We start from the raw sequence: 18,472 nt of genomic DNA on the forward strand, positions 1-18,472 counted from the left end.
CGCGGCGATTGGGTGCCTGTTCGAGGGGCGCCATCATAAATGAAGACGTCCGCCGGACCGAACAATATAAGTGCCGTTGCTATTTCTGCAGGAGCGCTTGCCCGCGATGATCGATAACGCGGTGCGTTTGAATCACCTCGTGGTATTCATCGCGGCCAAGCCGGTTCCTACGGCCAGTCCTGATGAAACCTCACTGTGCTGCACGCACCTTGGCGATTTCTTCGTACATCGTCTTCACCAAACCGGCATCGACAGTCTGGGAAAATTTGTCGACGACGGACTTCACCTTCTCGCGGAAACGATCCATTTCCGCAGGTGAAATGTCGTTGATTGCGATGTGCTCGGCCAAGTTGCTACGGGCCTTGTCCATGCTCTCGGCGGTGACTTTACGCTGGTATTCCTGTGCCTTGGTCGCGGCGTCGCGGATCAGGGCTTTTTCATCGTCGTTCAACCGGTTCCAGGTCTTCTGGCCAATGATGAGCGATTGCGGATTGAAGATGTGGCCTGTCACGGACAGGTATTTCTGCACCTCGTAAAACTTGTTGCCTTCGATCACCGTAAACGGGTTTTCCTGACCGTCGATGGTGCGCTGTTCAAGCCCGGTGTAAACCTCCGGGAACGCCATGGCCACCGGGTTGGCACCCAGCGCGCTGAAGGTTTCCAGGTAGATCGGCGACTGAATGACGCGAACCTTCAAACCCTGCATGTCCTCGATCTTTGTCACCGGATGCTTGCTGTTGGTCAGGTGACGAAAACCCAGATCCCAGTAGCCGAGGCTGACCAATCCTTTGCTGTCCAGTTGCGCAGCGAGCTTCTGGCCAACCGCCCCGTCGATCACGGCGTGCGCCTCTTCGACGTTGTTAAACAGAAACGGGAAATCCAGCATGGCAAAGTCCGGTGCCTGGGCCGCGAGAATCCCTGAGTTGAGAACAGTGATGTCCAGCGTGCCACCCTGCAGCGCAGAGACCGTTTGCAAATCCCCGCCCAGCGTTCCGCCAGGAAACAGCCGGACCTTGATCTTGCCGCCGCTGCTTTCGGCCAACAGGTCCGCAAACTTCTGCGCACCCTGCCCTTGCGGGTGGTCCTTAACGTTCTGGAAGGCAAATCGCAGGGTCCGCTCGCGGATGTCTGCCGCCTGGCTGCTCATACTGGCGAACAACAGGCCCGTCGCGCAGGCGCCTGCGAGCAGGGTTTTGATCAGTTTTTTCATGTCACGCTCCGATGTTGTTTTTAGAGGTCGAGTGAGTCGAGCTACCGGCGATTAACCGGTGAAAAACTTCAGGGGTACAAGCACCAGCGAAGGGAACAGCACCAACAGAAACAGCACTACAAACTGCGCCAGCATGAACGGCCACACACCCCGAATGATCTCGTCCATGCTGATTTTCGAAACACCGCACACCACGTTGAGCACCGTGCCCACCGGCGGGGTGATCAGGCCGATGGCGCAGTTGATGAGAAACAGCACGCCGAAATACACCGGATCGATCCCCGCCATGACCACGGCAGGCATCAGGACCGGCGTCAGCAGCAGGATGGTCGGTGTCATGTCCATCGCCGTTCCCACCAGAATCACCAGCAGCATGATCACAATCAGCAGCATGGTCTGGTTATCCATGAACGGCTCGAGCAAGCCCACCAATTGCTCAGGCAGCTCGGCGACGGTGACCAGCCAGGAGGAAACCATGGCCGCCGCCACCAGCAACATCACCACCGAGGTGGTTTTGGCCGACGACAGCACCAGATCGTAGAGCTGACTGATTTTGAGTTCGCGGTAGATCACCACGGCCACAAACAAGGCGTAAACCGCCGCAACCACTGCCGCTTCAGTGGGTGTGAATATCCCGAACTTGAGGCCGAACACAATGATCAACGGCAGGCCCAGGGCCCAGGCGCCGTCCAGCAGTGTGCGCAGCACTTCGGCGAGGCTGCGTTTGGCTGGGGTTGCGACATTCTCCCGGCGCGAAACAAACCACCAGGCCACGGCCAGTGAAACGCCAAGCATCAGGCCGGGCACGATTCCCGCCAGAAACAGCTTGGAAATGGACACGCCAGACGCCACGCCAAACACGATAAAACCGATGCTCGGCGGAATAATGGGCGCAATGATTCCGCCTGCGGCAATCAACCCGGCTGAATTGGCGCGGTTATGACCGGCCTGAATCATCATGGGCACCAGCAGAGCCGCCAGCGCCGCTGCATCCGCCACCGCCGAGCCGGACAGCGACGCCAGCAGGCATGACGCAATGATCGCCACGTAACCCAACCCGCCGCGCTTGTGCCCCACCAGGGCCATGGCGATGTCCACAATGCGTTTGGACAGCCCGCCGGCGTTCATGATTTCCCCCGCCAGCATGAAAAACGGCACTGCCATCAGCGGAAAGCTGTCAGCGCCATTGAGCAGGTTCTGGGCAATGATCTGCGCATCGAACATGTCCAGATGCAGCATCAGCGCCACACTGACCAACAACAAGGCGAAGGCAATCGGGATGCCCAGCGCCATGGTGCCAATCAACGAACCGAGAAAGATGGCCAGGGTCATGGTCGGGACCTCTCATTGTTCGTGCGGGGTGCCTGGGCATGTTCGATTTCAAAATCTGCATCGCTGTCTTTGACCATGACCAGCTCGTCATCACCCAGCTTGCCGCACAGCACCAGGTAGAGCTCGTAGATCAGGATCGCGGCGGCGCTAGCGCCGAACACCAATCCGGCGGCGTAAAACAACGCCATGGACAGCCCCGACGCCGGGGCGACCACATCCCAGTTGATCACCGCCTGCTGCCAACTGCCGCTGAACACCAGCCAGCAGATGTAAAGCATCAGCAGATGGCCAATAACCAGGCATGCGCGCTTGCCGGTGGGCGACAGCCGCTTGACCAGGCTGTCCAGGCCCATGTGTGCACGCTCCTTCAAGGCCACTAGCGACCCAAGGAAAATCATCCAGACGAAGAACCAGCGCGACAATTCCTCGGACACGCTGATCCCGGAGTTAAAGGCATAGCGCAGCACCACGTTGCCGAACACCAGCACGACCATGGCGACCATGCAGAGCACGATCAGCAGCTTCAGTAATTTGAAGTACAAGCCGACGATTGTTGTCATTTTCGATACCTCGCTGTTGTCGGAAAAGCCGACCGGTGCATCACGCAATGCGTGCACAGATGCACAACCCGATTGAGTGACTCAGGAAATACGTGCGAGTGATCGACAAAGCGAGGCCGTCGTCAGCCAGCGATAACGCATGGCCGGACAGACAGGATCAAGAGCGAGCAAGGGCTGCTGCATGTGGAGTAACTCCATGTTGTTTTTATTGTTTTGCTGGCGACATCGGCCAGTTCTGCTAGCGAGAAAATGTACTAACCAGTTAATTCGGTCAATATCTAAACACGTGCGGGAGCAAAAAAGATGTAAACACGGTTGCTGGAAAACCACCTCGCCGCGCAAAAAACGCATCAATCGAGCGGAAAAATAGGCAGTAGCAACAAGAAATGCCCTTGCTATTCGGATATTTAGCTGAATAAAGCGTGCGATTATCGGCCAGGTCATTACTTTGATTAAGTGCGTTTACTGCGTCGTACGACAAGCATTGCTGGCGGCCAGAGCAGCATGAAGCCTAATATGCCACCATTCAGATCAGCAGATAATTTCCATGATGACAGCCAGCCTGCGTAGTCACCTGACCCTCTGGTTTGCAGGCGTGTCGTTGCTGGCCCTGGTGAGCGTGGGCCTCTACGTCGGGCACATCGCAACCGGGCAGGTCAAACAGGCCAGCGGTACTGCGCTGGCCAGCACGGCCAAATCAGCCGCGACGATGTTGGCCACGCAACTGCGCGAACGACAGCTCGAGATCTTCCTGCTCAGCAGGGAACCCCATCTGGTACGCGGCAACCTCGACGACCCGGACATCTTGCCGTCAATGGAGCTACGCACCCAGTCGCATTCCGAATACGCCTGGATGGGCGTGGCCGACACCGAGGGCCGCGTGCGTCAGGCGGTCAATGGTCTGCTGGTCAACCAGTCTGTAAAGGAGCGGCCGTGGTTCAAGGCTGGCCTGTTGGGTTCCTATACAGGCGATCCTCATGAAGCTGTTCTATTAGCCAAACTGCTGCCAGCCAACGCCAGTGGCGAGCTGTTGCGCTTTATTGATTTCGCTGCGCCCATCCACACCGCTGATGGCCGCGTGGCCGGTGTACTCAGCGCGCACGTGCACTGGAACTGGATGACCCGGATCGTGGAATCCGCCATCTCTCGCGAAGGCGTAACCGCCGATGTAGAAGTGCTGATCGTCAATGGCGCGGGTGACGTGCTTTATCCGCAGCAGATGACAGGCCAACAGCGGCCCGAGCTGCTTGCCCAGCTGCAGCACAGCCCGAGCGCTCAGGGCTGGTCAGTTGCCGATGGTTATGTCAGCAGTGTGCTCGCGGTGCCGACCCCGCCCGCTGCCGGGCTGTCCTGGTACATCATCGTCCGGCAACCCCTGAACAGCGCGCTGTATCCGGCACATATTCTGCTCTACAAGCTGCTGGCCCTGGGTGTACTGGCTGCCTTGGGATTGGCAGCGGTTGCGTACTTTCTGGCGCAGCGCTTGAGTCGTCCGATTGAGCTGCTCGCCCAGTCCGCAAAGAGGGTTCAGGCGAAGCACCAAGGTGTGACCTTCCCCCAGCAGCATTCAGTCCTTGAAATCGCGCAGCTCGGGCAGTCCATACAGAGCATGACTGAATCGCTGCTTGGCAAGGAGCGCGAACTTCAGGATGCCAACGCCTCCCTGGAAGTCACCGTGACGCAACGCACCGCAGCACTCACCCAAGCCAATGCGGAGCTTTTGAAACTGGCAACGCACGACGCGCTGACCGGTGTTTATAATCGGCGGCGTTTTGACGAGAAGCTCGGCGAATGCAGTCTGCTGTTTGAACGCACCGGACGGGCCTTCGCCCTGCTATTCATCGACGCCGATCATTTCAAGCGGATCAACGATACCTTCGGCCACGCCACCGGTGATGAAGTGCTTCACCAACTGGCCCGGCTGATTCAGGACAGCGTGCGCCTGACTGACTTCGTTGCCCGTTACGGTGGCGAGGAATTTGCGGTACTGCTGCCGGAAATCGAGGACGAGCGCAGCGCGGCGATAGTCGCAGAGAACATCCGGGCCAGCGTCGCCAACGCCAGCTTCCCCTTGGCCGGCCAGGTAACGGTCAGCATCGGTATTGGGATGGCTGAAGCCTCGGACGGCAATACCACAGCACTGACCAAACGCGCCGATCAGCAGCTGTACCACGCAAAATCATCGGGAAGAAATCGGGTTGCGTGCAATGTTCGTGTAGGCGATGGGGTGTCGTGAACCAACGCGAATCTGTAGGAGTGAGCTTGCTCGCGATGCGGTATTTCTGACGATAAATCGTTGTCTGACCTGACGCTATCGCGAGCAAGCTCACTCCTACAGGACCGCGCATTAAATGAATCTTTTTACTTTCCAAGGGGGCAGCGGCATGGACGCGGTAAAGGCTTTATACGATTCAATCGAGCGGCAATTCTTCAATACGCTGACGAAAAAGCTGTCCAGCCTGTTTCTGTTGGTGATCGTCAGCGCATTGTTGTACTGGATTGCCCTGAGCATTCGCGCCGATATCGCGCTGCAATTGCGCAATGCCCAGCTCGATCCGCAGGTCTCGGGGTTGATCGAGGCCAAGCTGGACACCCTCAACGCCGCCATTCTGTTCAGCACGCTGTTCACCCTGGGCCTGGTCAGTTTCATGATCCTGTACTTTCGCCACCTGATCGTCAGGCCGGTGACTTACATGACCCAGGCGCTTGAGGAAATCGCCAACGGTGAAGGCGACCTCTCCAAGGACCTGCCGCTACTGACTCACGACGAGATTCGCACCCTGGCCAGCACCTGTAACCGCTTCCTGGCCAAGCAACGGGAGATCATCAGCAACGTTCAGGCCCTGACGGTGCATATCGCCGTGGAGTCGGCACGTTCGCTGAAAAACATCAGCGACTCCAGCGACAGCGCCACGCATCAGGCCCGCTTCGCAAAGGAAGTGATGGACGAGAGCAACACGGCGGTCGGCCGTATCGAAGAGGTCTCGCACCAGACCCAGGGTATTTCCAGCACCACCGCGCAAAACCTGAGCATGGCGCGCGACTCCTATGCCGAGTTGCTGGAAGTCACTGGCAACATCAGCGAAATCTCCCGCAGCCTGGGTGAGTTCGGCACTCTGGTTTCGGCCTTGAACCAGCGCTCGTCGAGCATCAAGTCGATTGTCGGGCTGATCCAGCAGATTTCCTCGCAGACCAACCTGTTGGCGCTCAACGCCGCCATCGAAGCTGCCCGGGCGGGTGAAAGCGGCCGAGGCTTTGCCGTGGTTGCCGATGAAGTGCGCACCCTGGCTCAGAACGTGAGCCGTGCCACCGATGATATTTCACAGAACATCGACGCCATGCTGCTGGAAGTCAGTTCAACCCACGAACAGACCACCCAGATCAGCCAGAGCGCCCAGGAAACCCAAAAAGTGGTGGAGCGTGCGTCCGGCCACTTCGAGAGCATGATCGTCGACTTCGAGTCCACCAACGGCAAGCTCGCCGACATCGCCGGACATATCCAGCAGTTTGCGGACACCAATACCGGCATCAATCAGCGCGTGACCCGAATCTACGCCGACAGCCAGTCCATTGATCAACGCATGCAGCATTCGGCTGCTGCCACTCGCGATCTTTCAGGGGTCGCCGAGCGGGTGCAGACACTGCTGGGCAAGTTCGTGCTGGGCCATGGCGCACTGGACGCAGCCATTACCCGCGCCAGCCAATGCCGGGACGTTTTGCAAGTACGCCTGGCAGCCGCGCAGCGCGAAGGCCTGAATCTGTTTGATCAAAGTTATAAATTGATCCCCAACACAGATCCCAAGCAATACCTCACCAGCTATACCGAACGCTTTGCGCAGATCTGCCAGGAAGAGTGCGACAAACTCACGAAGGCAACCACCGGTGGCATCGTGAGTTTTATCGTCGACAACAAAGGCTATTGCCCGGTCAACAACAGCTGGGTGTCGAAAAAACCTACGGGTGACCGCGCCACTGACCTGCCAGTGTGCCGCAACAAACGCATGTTCTCCGATCCCATAGGCCTGCGAGCGGCCAGCAATACCCAGCGCTTCCTGCTACAGACCTACCTGCGCGACACCGGGGAAATCATGACCGAGATCGACGTGCCGTTCTTCTTCGAAGGCCGCCACTGGGGCAACTTGCGCATGGGGTTTGATGCGGCGGTGTTGTTGGCTAAGTAAAAGGGCTTTAGCAAGTTCCAGCTTCTGTAGGAGCGCGCTTGCCCGCGATGGCGTCGTGTCAATCGACAGGAATGTTGACTGACACGGCGCCATCGCGGGCAAGCGCTCCTACAGGCCGCTCCCCTCGCAAATGCTAAAACCTGACGAATGAGAATAATTCCGCTACCCTAGCCGCACATTTTTTATGGCGGTTTTGTCGTGCCAGTCTCGACCGATTCGCCCTTATCCATCTGGAACGGGCCCACACATGCACCTACTCAAGCACCTCGTGGCCGGCATCTCCCTGATGCTGGCAGGCCAGACGCTGGCTCACGCCACCACCTACCCGCTCACCGTTACTGACCTTTCCAATCGTCAGGTCGAGATCAAGCAGGAGCCCAAGCGCATCGTTCTGCAAGACGGCCGCGACCTGTTCACACTCGCCCTGCTCGACCGCGCTGACCCGTTTCAGCGCATCGTGGCCTGGAACAACATCGTCAAGCGCTCGGATCCCAACACCTGGCAGGTCTTTGAAAGCCAGTGGCCCAAGACGGCTAATCAGGCAACCGACATGAAGTTCGGCGACGATGGCGACCTGAACCTTGAAGCAGTGGTCGCCGCCCGTCCTGACCTGCTGATCTTTCAGACCCGCGCCCGCGCATCGCTGGAAAACGCTGGAGTCGCCCAGAAGCTCGCAGCGCTGAACATTCCCGTGCTGTTCGTTGACAGCGATCTGGATCCGGTGGTGAACAGCCAGAAGACCGTGACCCTGCTGGGTCAGGTGCTCAACCGCGAAACCGAGGCCAAGGCCTATGTCGGCTTCTATAAAAGCCGTTTGACCCAGATCGAAGCCATCACCGCCCAGCATCAGAAAAAACCACTGGTGTTCGTCGAGGCCAAAGCGGGCCAGGGCGGCGCGACTGCCTGCTGCTTCACCCATGGCGACGTGTATTGGGGCAAGCTGGTTCAAGCCGCTGGTGGCGTGAACCTGGGCTCCAACCTGCTGCCGGGGGCAACCGGCGACGTGACCCTTGAAACCGTGTTGGGTAAACAACCTGACGTGTATGTCATGACCGGCACCCGCTTCCCGGGCAGTACCTCGGTTTCACCGCCGTTCGGTTTCGGCGCTAACGTTCAGCAGGCCGCGATCGACAAATCCTTGAGTCTGTTGCAGAAGCGCCCGGGCTTCGCGCAGTTGAAGGCCAGTCAGGAAGGCCGCGTGTACGGCATCTATCACCAGTTCTACGCCAGCAGCTGGAACATCCTGGCGCTAGAAAACCTCAATCAGGCGTTCTACCCGGACAGCGCAAAACAACTTGACCCCGCCGCGAGCCTCAAGTCGATGTTCGACCTGACCGGCATCAAGGCCGTGCCGGCGATTCTCTACGCGCCTGCACCTGCCAACCGTTGATTGACGAGCGACCATGACAACCCCGATCACCACCCCGATCAATGCGGCTCAACCCGTTCCTGCGGCGGCCACCTACCAGACCCGCTACGCCAATACGGTGTGGCGGCGCAGTGTCTTGCTGGTGGCGCTGCTGGTCATCGCCCTGCTGGCCTTCGTTGCTGACCTGATCGTCGGCTCTGGCACCTTGACCTTCGGCCAGGCAATCAGCGGCTTGCTGCAACCGGACAGCGTTGACGCCAGTACCCGAGTGATCCTCTGGGAACTGCGTATGCCGATGACCTTGATGGCTGTGTTGGCTGGCACCTGTCTGGCACTGGCCGGGTTAATGATGCAAACAGTGCTCGACAACCCGTTGGCTGAGCCTTTCACCCTGGGCATCTCGTCAGCGGCCGGGTTCGGTGCATCACTGGCGCTGGCGTTCAACTTTTCCCTGGGCAACGCATTGCCAGGCTTCGGTGCCGATCTGTTGGTCACCGGCAATGCCTTCCTGTTCTCGTTGCTCACCGTAGGCATCATCCTGCTGTTGACCCGTGGCCATGTCGGCTTGCAAGCGATCACCCTGCTGGGTATTGCCGTGCACTTCGTGTTCAGCTCACTGCTCGGGCTGGTGCAATACGTGGCCAGTGTCGATCAGCTGCAAAGCATCGTGTTCTGGCTCATGGGCTCGTTGCTCCACGCGACCTGGAATAAAGTCGCGCTTTGCGCAGTGATCGCGATCATCGCCATCCCGGTGGTACTGGTCCAGGCCTGGGCGCTGACGGCCTTGCGCAGCTTCGGTGAACAGGCCGTGGTGTTCGGCATTCCCGTGCGACGGATTCGCACCACAATGCTGATGCTCGCTGCACTGCTGGCCGGCGCCGTGACCTCGGTGGTGGGCATCATCGGTTTCGTCGGACTGGTCGCACCCCATGTGGCGCGGTTGCTGGTGGGCGAAGACCAGCGCTTCACCATCGGCGTGACCATCGCCTGCGGCATCATCTTCGTGACCCTGGCCTCTCTGGTCAGCAAATTGATCGTACCCGGTGCGGTATTGCCCATCGGCATGGTCACGTCGCTGATCGGCCTGCCGTTCTTCATCATCCTTATCCTGCGTGACCGGAGACTGACAGCCCGATGAGCTTTGCCACTGCTGATTACCGCGTGAACATTCACGGCAGGAGGATTCTCGACGGGCTGGCCGTCAATGCTGCTGCAGGCCGGACGCTGGCGCTGCTGGGCGCCAATGGTGCCGGCAAGTCGACCTTCATGAAGGGCCTGTGCGGCCTGACCAAAGCGCAGGGCTCGGCCACCATCGACGGGGTCGAGTTGCTCAGTGCTTCGCCCACCGCCCGCGCCCAGTTGATCGGCTATGTCGCGCAGGACCTGGCACACCTGGACGTGCGCTTGTCCACCTACGAGCTGCTGCTTCTTGCGCAACATGGCAACGCCCGCAGTTGGGCCACCGGCAAGGATGCGCAACGCAAGGCCAGTGAAATGCTTGAATTGCTGGGTTTGCAACGCTTCGCCGATGCTCAGCCGGGGCAGCTGTCCGGCGGTGAGCGGCAGATGATTTCCCTGGCCCTGGCGCTGGTCCGCAGCCCTCGCCTGTTGCTGCTGGATGAGCCGACGTCGGCGCTGGACTTGGCCAACCAGTTGCAGATCCTCGATGCGGTCAACGCCTATACCCGCAAGGAAAACATCGTCACCCTGGCGATCTTCCACGACATGAACCTCGCCAGTCGTTATGCCGACGACACTCTGATGCTGCACCACGGCCACGTGCATTGCAGCGGCCCGACCCGTAGCACCCTGACCCCGGAAAACCTGGCCCACGTGTATGGCGTCGACTGCCGGGCAATCAGCGTCGATGACGGGGCGTTTACGGCGATTTATCCGGTGTCGGTGTTGAAGGTTGCGGGCTGAGTGCAGTGGCGCTTTTTGGGTACATATCCATTGCTGCGGTAACGGCTGCTTATGGTTGCGCTTTTACAGCGCCTCACTTTTGAGAAGCGTGTATAGACCGGAGACATCGCTTACACGTGTACGGGGACATGGTTAACACTTTCTAGCGAACCCACTTCGCCGGGAAGCCATCATGCCTTGGAATACGAGAGATGCCATGAGCCTGAAAAAAGAGTTCATCGCCCTAGCGCTGCAACCCGGCGTCCTGCCGGGTTGCCCACGGTTCAAGGCCTGCGTTCGGCCAGCGTGGTTTAACGGGGCGCCTAAGATCAAAAGCCAAATCAAAAGCGCGGCGGCCTGACAGCCGGCCTGCTTGTTCATACCGTGTTCCTTTGGGCGAACACCGAACCTGTGGGAGCGGTGCTTGCCCGCGAAGAACGATGACGCGGTGTGTCTGGCAAACCTCCGTAGCTGTGGGAGCCGAGCTTGCTCGCGAAGACTGATGACGCGGTAAACCTGCCAGACCGAGGCGACTGATTCGCGGGCAAGTCGGAATGCCGCCCACACGCTCCAACAGAACCGTTACGCCGTAGGAGCGCGCTTGCCCGCGATCAGCGATGACGCGGTGTATCTGATCCACCGCGGAGCCTGCTTCGCGAGCAAGCTCGGCTCCCACAGAAGATCATCACCTGTGTCAGCGAATGCATTCGCGAAAGCAATGGTGCAAATGGTGCGGCAGGCTCAAACAAAATACAGGTCGGTTCTCAGGCCGCCTCGCGCGCTTTTGATCTTGGCGCCCCGTTAAACCACGCTGGCCGAACGCTGAGCTTGAACCGTGGGATGCCCTTGATTAAAAAGAGGGGCAAGACGCCGGGTTAGCCGCGCTGGGCCAGGGGTGGCCCTTCGCGGCGGCCCACGGTTCAAGGTCTGCGGTCGGGTACACCGAGCATAGGCGAGGTGCTGAGTGGTGGGGCAAGAGCGTTTTGCTGACTTTTGACTGGGCCGGCATTCCGGCTCTATCAAAAGTGAGGCGCTGTAAAAGCGCAACCCTAAGTCGCCATAACCGCAGCAACGGATATGTAAACAAAAATAAGCGGCTCCCAAAGACGCAGGACATGCCGTCCACGCCCTCATTTTCGCAATAAAGCACTTCTACGCCGCCAATATGTGCCCGCTTCGTTTATCAAACTGCCAGTACATTAAGCCCATGGTCCTGCAGAGCGACCTACAACAAAAATATCCAGCTCGCTTCAGAAATCTGCCAACCATCGGGAGTCCTTCATATGACAGCATCCAGTATCCGCACCTTCAGGCTGGCGAGCCTGGCTATTCTCATCAGCAGCGCAAATATGGCGTTCGCTGAAGACATCACCTTTGTGTCCCAGGGCGGCGCCTATCAAGAAGCGCAAAGCAAAGCCATTCTGGAACCCGCAGCGAAGAATCTGGGACTGACCTTGAAGCAGGACAGTTCACCCAAGGCTTACCCCATCATCAAGACCCAGATCCAAAGCGGAAAAGTCACCTGGGACGTGGTGGATCTGCCTACCGGTGACTGTATCCGTGGCGAAGAGGAAGGCCTGTTCGAAAAGCTTGACCTTGCACTGATCCCCAATGCAGCGCAGTTGCCCGCCGAGCTCAAGGACGATTACAGCGTCGGCTATATCAGCTACTCGACGGTCCTGGCCTATCGCACCGATGCCTTCAAGGGCAAAGCCGCCCCGCAGACTTGGGCAGATTTCTGGGACACCAAGAAATTCCCTGGCCAGCGCTCGCTGCGCAATCTGCCGCGCCCAACCCTGGAAATCGCCTTGATGGCCGATGGTGTCGCGCCAGACAAGCTCTACCCGCTGGATGTAGAACGCGCTTTCAAGAAACTGGAAGAAATCAAACCGCACATTGCCACTTGGTGGACTTCGGGTGGACAGTCGGCGCAGCTGATCAGTGACGGCGAAGTGGACATGATCCAGGCGTGGAACGGCAGAATCACCGCCGTGCAGGCCGATGGCGCACCGGTAGCGTTCGACTACGGTAATGGCGTGCTGGAAACCAACTCCCTATGCGTGCTCAAAGGCACACCGCACAAAGAAGCCGCCATGAAGTTCGTCAACGAAGCCATCAGCGCCAAGCTGCAGGCGGCTTTGCCGATGATCATCGATTACGGCCCGCTCAATCCGGAAGCGTTCAAGACCGGCACCATCCCTGCCGAGCGTGCGGCCAAATTGCCTTCAGCACCGCAAAACATCTCCCGCCAGGCATTGCTGTCCGCCAAATGGTGGGCGTCTGCGGAAGGCGTAAAAGCCGAAGAGCGCTGGTTGGCCTTCGTCCAGAAGAAGTAATCAGGCGACTCGCGCAACAAACACTCTGATTCAGCGCTGACCCGAACCCTGGTTCGGGTCACGCTTCGTTGCGCGCGTGTCATTTACCTGATCAGACCCCGCTTTGGGCGGGATTCGATGAACAGGCAGGGCTTTCGGGGATGACTGCTCATGAACACTTTCAAGAATTTACGCCTTTCGGCGAAGCTGGCCCTCGCCTTTATTTTCTTTTCGATGATTACCGTGGTCATCGGTCTGATGGGCATGGCGGGTAACAAGAAACTCGGCGACATGATGCAGGACCTGCAAAGCAAAACCATCGTGTCGATCAACACCGTCAACGAGCTGTTCAATACCGCATTGTTCCACAACCGCACCCTGTATTTTCTGCTCTCGCAAAAAGCCGACAATGCCAGCGATGGCGACCTGACTGAAACCATCGAACTGCTCAATGCCAGACAGGCCTCGGTCAGCGCCACTTTCACCACCTACCAGGCCCAGCGCCTGGATGAAGAAGGCAGCGCTGCCAGAGATAAACTCAAGGCTGACTGGGATAGATACACCAGCCAGGTGCAGGAGTTTTTCAGCGCGATCAAAGGCGATAACTATCCCCTGGCGAAGCGACTTCTTAACGGGAAATTACGCATCAGTTTCGTGCAGATACAGAAAGATGCCGACAATATCGTCAGCGCCAACGTCGCTCAGGCGAAGAGCGCCGAGCAAGACGGCAACAGCCTGATTCGCCTGCTCAATGCATCGATGGTTGGCGGAATCGCACTGGCATTCATCCTGGCACTGGTGCTGGGCATGCTCATCACTCGCTCGATCACCCGCCCCATCGCCCGGGCGGTTCTGACCGCACAAAGAGTTGCAGACGGTGACCTGACGCTCCACATCCAGGTGGACGGCAAGGATGAAACCGGCCAGCTGCTGCAAGCTCTGCACACCATGCAGAGCAACCTCAAAGCCACAGTAGGCGCGATCAGCGATGCGTCGACCCGACTGGGTATTGCCGCAGGTGATCTGAGCCACATCACTCAGGCCACCGGCAACGGTCTGACCCGGCAAAACGGTGAGATCCAGCAGGCGGCCACGGCGGTCACCCAGATGACCGCCGCCGTAGATGAAGTCGCACGCAATGCGGTGTCCACCTCTCAGGTCTCTCAGGAAACCGACACCCGTACACAGAACGGTCAGGCCAAGGTCCAGCAGGCTATTGAGTCCATCGAAACCATGGTCCTGGAAATGACCGCGTCGTCGTCCATGGTGGGCGATCTGGTAAGCCGAACCCGTGCCATTACCAGCGTGCTGGACGTGATTCGCTCCATCGCCGAACAGACCAATTTGCTGGCCCTGAACGCGGCGATCGAAGCGGCTCGGGCCGGTGAGCAAGGCCGTGGCTTTGCGGTGGTGGCCGATGAGGTCCGGGCACTGGCACATCGGACACAGGCATCCACCGGGGAAATCGAGCAGATGATCGGTGCCGTGCAGCACAGCGCTCAACAAGCGGCAGGCGCGATGAATAGCACTCAGGACCTGGCCAACCAGACCCGTGGCCTGGCGCGGGATGCCGGTGGCGCCCTGCAAGCCATTGCCGAGGGTGTCGCGCAGATCTCCGACCGCAATCAGGTGATCGCCAGCGCTTCGGAACAGCAGGCGCAAGTGGCCCGTGAAGTGGATCGCAACCTGATCAACATCCAGGGCCTGTCCGCTGAAACGGCCGCGGGTGTCGAACAAACCGGGGCTTCCAGCAAGGAGCTGTCAGGGCTGGCCGACTCGCTGAATCTGCTAGTGGCGAGGTTTCGCATCTAGCAGACAAAGCCCTTGAGAACGAACTCATGAACCGTGCCTTGCCGCTCAGCCCGGGCTGCAAGGCCCGAGCTACAAGGGCCAACGCAGGACATGCCGTACGCCTGCCCGATTACGCAATAAAGCACTTTGACGCAGGGCATTTCAGCGGCTTCATTTGCCGGCATCTGGTTACATTACTGATTAGACGGTCCCGCAGAGCGACCCGAATTTATAACAGCAAGCACGATTTCAGTATCTGCCCCACCCTTCGGGAGTCTTCCATATGGCAACACTCACGCATTCCGCCCTCCAGCGCTTCAGCCAGACCTTGTGACGGGAGACAGACATGTCCAATGCTTATCTCGCCAAATCCGTGCCTGACGCAGGCAACGAGCAGCGCCAGCCGCCCTTGACCAGCAGCGACGCCCTTGCCCGCGAAGAGCGCAAGGAAAACACCTCAATGATGCTGTTGCTCACCCCAGCCCTGTTCATGGTGGTGGTGCTGCTGATCCTGCCGATGTGCTGGCTGGCTTTCCAGTCAGTACAGACTGAAGAAGGCTTCTCCCTGGCCAACTACGTGCGCATCTTCGAGGAGCGCATCTACTGGGACACCTTTGTGCTGACCTTCAAGATCAGCCTGATCGTCACCGTGCTGTCGATTTTCCTCGGCTTCCCTATTGCCTATGCCGCGTCGCGTCTGCATGGCTTCTGGGCCAACCTGATTCTGATTTGCGTGATCATTCCGTTCTGGACCAGTGTGCTGGTGCGCTCCTACGCCTGGCTGGTCTTGCTGCAGCGCCGTGGCCTGGTCAATCAGACGCTGATGGATCTGGGCATCATCGATCAGCCGCTGAACCTGATGCACAACACCACTGGCACGGTGATCGGCACGCTTCACGTGATGCTGCCGTTCATGGTCCTGCCACTGTATTCAGTGATGAAAAAGATCCCCCAGGACCTGATGCAGGCCTCGGAAAGCCTCGGCGCCAAGCCCTTCTACACCTTCCGCCGGGTGTTCCTGCCCATGGCCGCGCCGGGGATCATGGCCGGTTCGATCTTGGTCTTCGTCATCTGCCTGGGCTTTTTCATCACCCCGGAACTGCTGGGCGGCGGTCGCACAATCCTGGTGTCGATGCTGGTGCAGCGCAACGTCGAGCTCTACCACGCCTGGGGTGCCGCAAGCGCGGTGGGTCTGGTTCTATTGCTGGTGGTGTTCCTGATTTTCTGGGGTATCAACAAGTTCATCCCTATCGAACGCATCCTGGGAGCGCGCTAAATGAAACTGGTTGCCTATTTGCGTCAGGTCCGCCCTTCCCATGCGCTGTTCACCGTGCTGGTGGCTGCGATCCTGTTGTACCTGATCCTGCCGGTGTTGATTGTGGTGCCGATGTCGTTCTCCGAAGCGCGCTTCCTGCAATTCCCACCCAAGGAATGGTCGCTGCGCTGGTATGAAGCGTTCTTCCAGAGCGCCGAATGGATGTCGGCGGCACGAGTCAGCCTGATCACGGCGGCGGTCACCACGGTGGTCAGCCTGCCCGTGGGCATGGCGGCAGCGTATGCCATCAACAGCTCCAGCCTGAAGGTGGTGCGCACCCTGCAAATCATCCTCCTACTGCCGATGATGGTGCCGATCATCCTGATCGCCGCCGGGGTGTTTTTCGTGTACGCCCGGATCGGCCTGATCAGCACCATGACCGGTCTGATTCTGGCGCACATCATGCTGGCGCTGCCTTACGTGATCATTGCCCTGCTGGCGGGACTGCGAAATTTCGACATGTCTCAGGAAATGGTCGCCCGCAGCCTGGGCATGAATCGCTTCCGGGCTTTCATGGCCGTGACCCTGCCACAGATCAAGCCGAGTCTGGTCTCGGCGACCCTGTTCGCGTTTATCACTTCGCTGGATGAAACCGTTGTCGCGCTGTTCATTTCCGGTGGCGACAACCAGACCTTGACCAAGCGCATGTTTACCGCCTTGCGGGACGAAATCGACCCGACCATCGCGGCCATCAGCTCGATCCTGATCCTGGCGTCGCTGTTGCTGGTGGTGATTGCGGGGCGCAATAAACAAACCTGATGCTGTAGGAGCGCGCTTGCCCGCGATGGCGTCAGATCAGCAATAAATCTGTCGACTGACACACCTTAATCGCGGGCAAGCGCGCTCCTACGGGTCATGCTCTGCGCCAGCAACATCTGCCGCCAGCACTACAAATTCAGCATCTACCACCCGTTCCTGCGGCCATCTCGGCATCGGCCACTGGCCGGACATTTTTACAATGAGTCCATCGTTCGGACCCTCAAGGCACCCTGATCATGTTGAAAAACTCACTGCGTGACCCTTCTCTTCTCGTTGAACGCGCCTACGTCAATGGCGAGTGGATTGCCGCCGATGACGGCGCGACCCTCGAAGTGACCAACCCTGCCAACGGCGACCTTATCGCCAAGGTGCCTGCGCTGCAGGCAGCTGAAACCCGACGTGCCATTGAAGCCGCCGAAGCACGCTTCGCCACCTGGCGCGAAGTTCCAGCAGCAGAGCGCGCCCGTTATCTGGAAGTCTGGTACGCGCTGATCATGGAGAACCAGGAAGACCTGGCCCTGATCATGACCGCCGAGCAAGGTAAGCCCCTGAGCGAATCCCGAGGCGAAATCGGCTACGGTGCCAGCTTCGTCAAATGGTTTGCCGAAGAGGCCCGTCGCATCTACGGCGACACCATTCCAGCACCGACCACCGACCGCCGCATCGTGGTCCTCAAGCAGCCCATTGGCGTGGTCGCGGCTATCACGCCGTGGAATTTCCCCAATGCCATGATCACCCGCAAATGTGCGCCGGCGCTGGCAGCCGGTTGCACGGTGCTGGTCAAACCTTCGGAGATGACTCCACTGTCCGCCCTGGCCCTTGCGGTCCTGGCCGAACGTGCAGGCATCCCCGCTGGCGTATTCAACGTCCTCACCGGTTTGCCAGCGGGTGTCGGCGGCGAGATGACCAGCAACCCGGCAGTGCGCAAACTGTCGTTCACCGGCTCGACCCGGGTCGGCCAGCTGCTGATGAGCCAATGCTCCAGCACCATCAAGCGCCTGAGTCTGGAGCTGGGCGGCAATGCGCCGTTCATTGTTTTCGATGACGCCGATCTGGACCTGGCGATTGCCGGGGTCATGGTCAGCAAATTCCGCAACGCCGGACAAACCTGCGTGTGCGCCAACCGTATTCTCGTTCAGGAAGGCATCTACGAGCGCTTCGCCGAACGACTGAGCCAAGCGGTTGCACAGCTGAAAGTCGGCGACGGTCTGAGCGAAGGCGTGACCATTGGCCCGCTGATCAACGCCGCTGCCGTGGACAAGGTCAGCCATCACATCAGCGATGCACTGGACAAAGGTGCCCGCGTCGCCATCGGCGGCCAACCCCAGGGCGAAGGTCTGTACGTGCAGCCCACCGTGTTGCTGGACGCCACCACTGACATGCTGCTGGCCAGCGAAGAAACTTTCGGTCCGGTGGCTCCACTGTTCCGCTTCAAGGATGAAGAACAGGCCCTGCGCATGGCCAACGCCACGCCGTACGGCCTGGGTGCCTACTACTTCACCCAGGACATTCGCCGCGCATTCCGGGTGGGCGAGCGTCTGGAGTTCGGCATGGTCGGCCTCAACACCGGGATCATCTCCATGGAAGTCGCGCCGTTTGGCGGCATGAAGCAATCCGGCACCGGCCGCGAAGGCTCCAAGTACGGCCTGGATGAGTTCCTTGAGGTCAAGGCCTGGCATATCGGCGGCCTGGGCTGAACATCATCTGATCCAGTCTGGAAAAAACCTGGCCGCGCAGC

At 59.1% G+C, this 18,472-nt stretch carries 13 protein-coding genes; 10 read left to right on the forward strand and 3 right to left on the reverse strand.

Annotation, left to right across the window (positions count from 1 at the left end):
- Positions 1 to 190: 190 nt before the first annotated feature.
- The 3 genes from IV01_RS11765 to IV01_RS11755 are packed head-to-tail and all read right to left on the reverse strand — an operon-like array spanning position 191 to position 3,102.
- Complete coding sequence (locus IV01_RS11765; protein ID WP_032628874.1) at positions 191 to 1,210, reverse strand: TRAP transporter substrate-binding protein; 1,020 nt, start codon at positions 1,208 to 1,210, stop codon at positions 191 to 193.
- A 51-nt stretch (positions 1,211 to 1,261) separates the two neighbouring features.
- On the reverse strand, positions 1,262 to 2,542 hold the full coding sequence (locus IV01_RS11760) for a TRAP transporter large permease subunit (RefSeq protein WP_032628876.1): 1,281 nt from the start codon (positions 2,540 to 2,542) through the stop codon (positions 1,262 to 1,264).
- Positions 2,539 to 3,102 (reverse strand): TRAP transporter small permease, encoded by a 564-nt coding sequence (locus IV01_RS11755; protein WP_032628927.1) that lies wholly within the window; start codon positions 3,100 to 3,102, stop codon positions 2,539 to 2,541. The genes IV01_RS11760 and IV01_RS11755 overlap by 4 nt, the downstream gene beginning before the upstream one ends.
- Positions 3,103 to 3,649: 547 nt before the next feature.
- On the opposite strand from IV01_RS11755, the gene IV01_RS11750 reads away from it, so the two are divergent.
- From IV01_RS11750 to IV01_RS11705, 10 genes are all read left to right on the forward strand, one after another.
- Positions 3,650 to 5,338 (forward strand): sensor domain-containing diguanylate cyclase, encoded by a 1,689-nt coding sequence (locus IV01_RS11750; RefSeq protein ID WP_032628877.1) that lies wholly within the window; start codon positions 3,650 to 3,652, stop codon positions 5,336 to 5,338.
- A gap of 148 nt (positions 5,339 to 5,486) precedes the next feature.
- Entirely contained in the window at positions 5,487 to 7,283 is a 1,797-nt protein-coding gene (locus IV01_RS11745) for a methyl-accepting chemotaxis protein (RefSeq protein WP_032628929.1), read from the forward strand.
- Between the two features lie 247 nt (positions 7,284 to 7,530).
- A complete protein-coding gene (locus IV01_RS11740; protein WP_032628879.1) occupies positions 7,531 to 8,673 on the forward strand; it encodes an ABC transporter substrate-binding protein in 1,143 nt (380 codons plus the stop codon).
- 13 nt (positions 8,674 to 8,686) lie between these two features.
- Positions 8,687 to 9,790 (forward strand): FecCD family ABC transporter permease, encoded by a 1,104-nt coding sequence (locus tag IV01_RS11735; RefSeq protein WP_050507615.1) that lies wholly within the window; start codon positions 8,687 to 8,689, stop codon positions 9,788 to 9,790.
- Positions 9,787 to 10,575 (forward strand): ABC transporter ATP-binding protein, encoded by a 789-nt coding sequence (locus tag IV01_RS0125135; protein ID WP_050507617.1) that lies wholly within the window; start codon positions 9,787 to 9,789, stop codon positions 10,573 to 10,575. The genes IV01_RS11735 and IV01_RS0125135 overlap by 4 nt, the downstream gene beginning before the upstream one ends.
- Before the next feature lie 1,262 nt (positions 10,576 to 11,837).
- A complete protein-coding gene (locus IV01_RS11725; protein ID WP_032628882.1) occupies positions 11,838 to 12,890 on the forward strand; it encodes an ABC transporter substrate-binding protein in 1,053 nt (350 codons plus the stop codon).
- A 150-nt stretch (positions 12,891 to 13,040) separates the two neighbouring features.
- Positions 13,041 to 14,681, forward strand: coding sequence for a methyl-accepting chemotaxis protein (locus IV01_RS11720; RefSeq protein WP_032628884.1), 1,641 nt, complete (start codon positions 13,041 to 13,043; stop codon positions 14,679 to 14,681).
- A gap of 325 nt (positions 14,682 to 15,006) precedes the next feature.
- Positions 15,007 to 15,936: an ABC transporter permease gene (locus IV01_RS11715; RefSeq protein WP_050507622.1), complete on the forward strand. Its 930-nt coding sequence runs from the start codon at positions 15,007 to 15,009 to the stop codon at positions 15,934 to 15,936.
- Positions 15,937 to 16,734: an ABC transporter permease gene (locus IV01_RS11710; RefSeq protein ID WP_080290312.1), complete on the forward strand. Its 798-nt coding sequence runs from the start codon at positions 15,937 to 15,939 to the stop codon at positions 16,732 to 16,734.
- A gap of 236 nt (positions 16,735 to 16,970) precedes the next feature.
- The gene (locus tag IV01_RS11705) at positions 16,971 to 18,431 is read left to right on the forward strand and encodes an NAD-dependent succinate-semialdehyde dehydrogenase (protein WP_032628886.1); all 1,461 of its coding nucleotides are present in this window, start codon (positions 16,971 to 16,973) and stop codon (positions 18,429 to 18,431) included.
- Positions 18,432 to 18,472 lie beyond the last annotated feature (41 nt).

Source organism: Pseudomonas syringae (genome assembly GCF_000737245.1).
Lineage (GTDB): Bacteria > Pseudomonadota > Gammaproteobacteria > Pseudomonadales > Pseudomonadaceae > Aquipseudomonas > Aquipseudomonas syringae_J.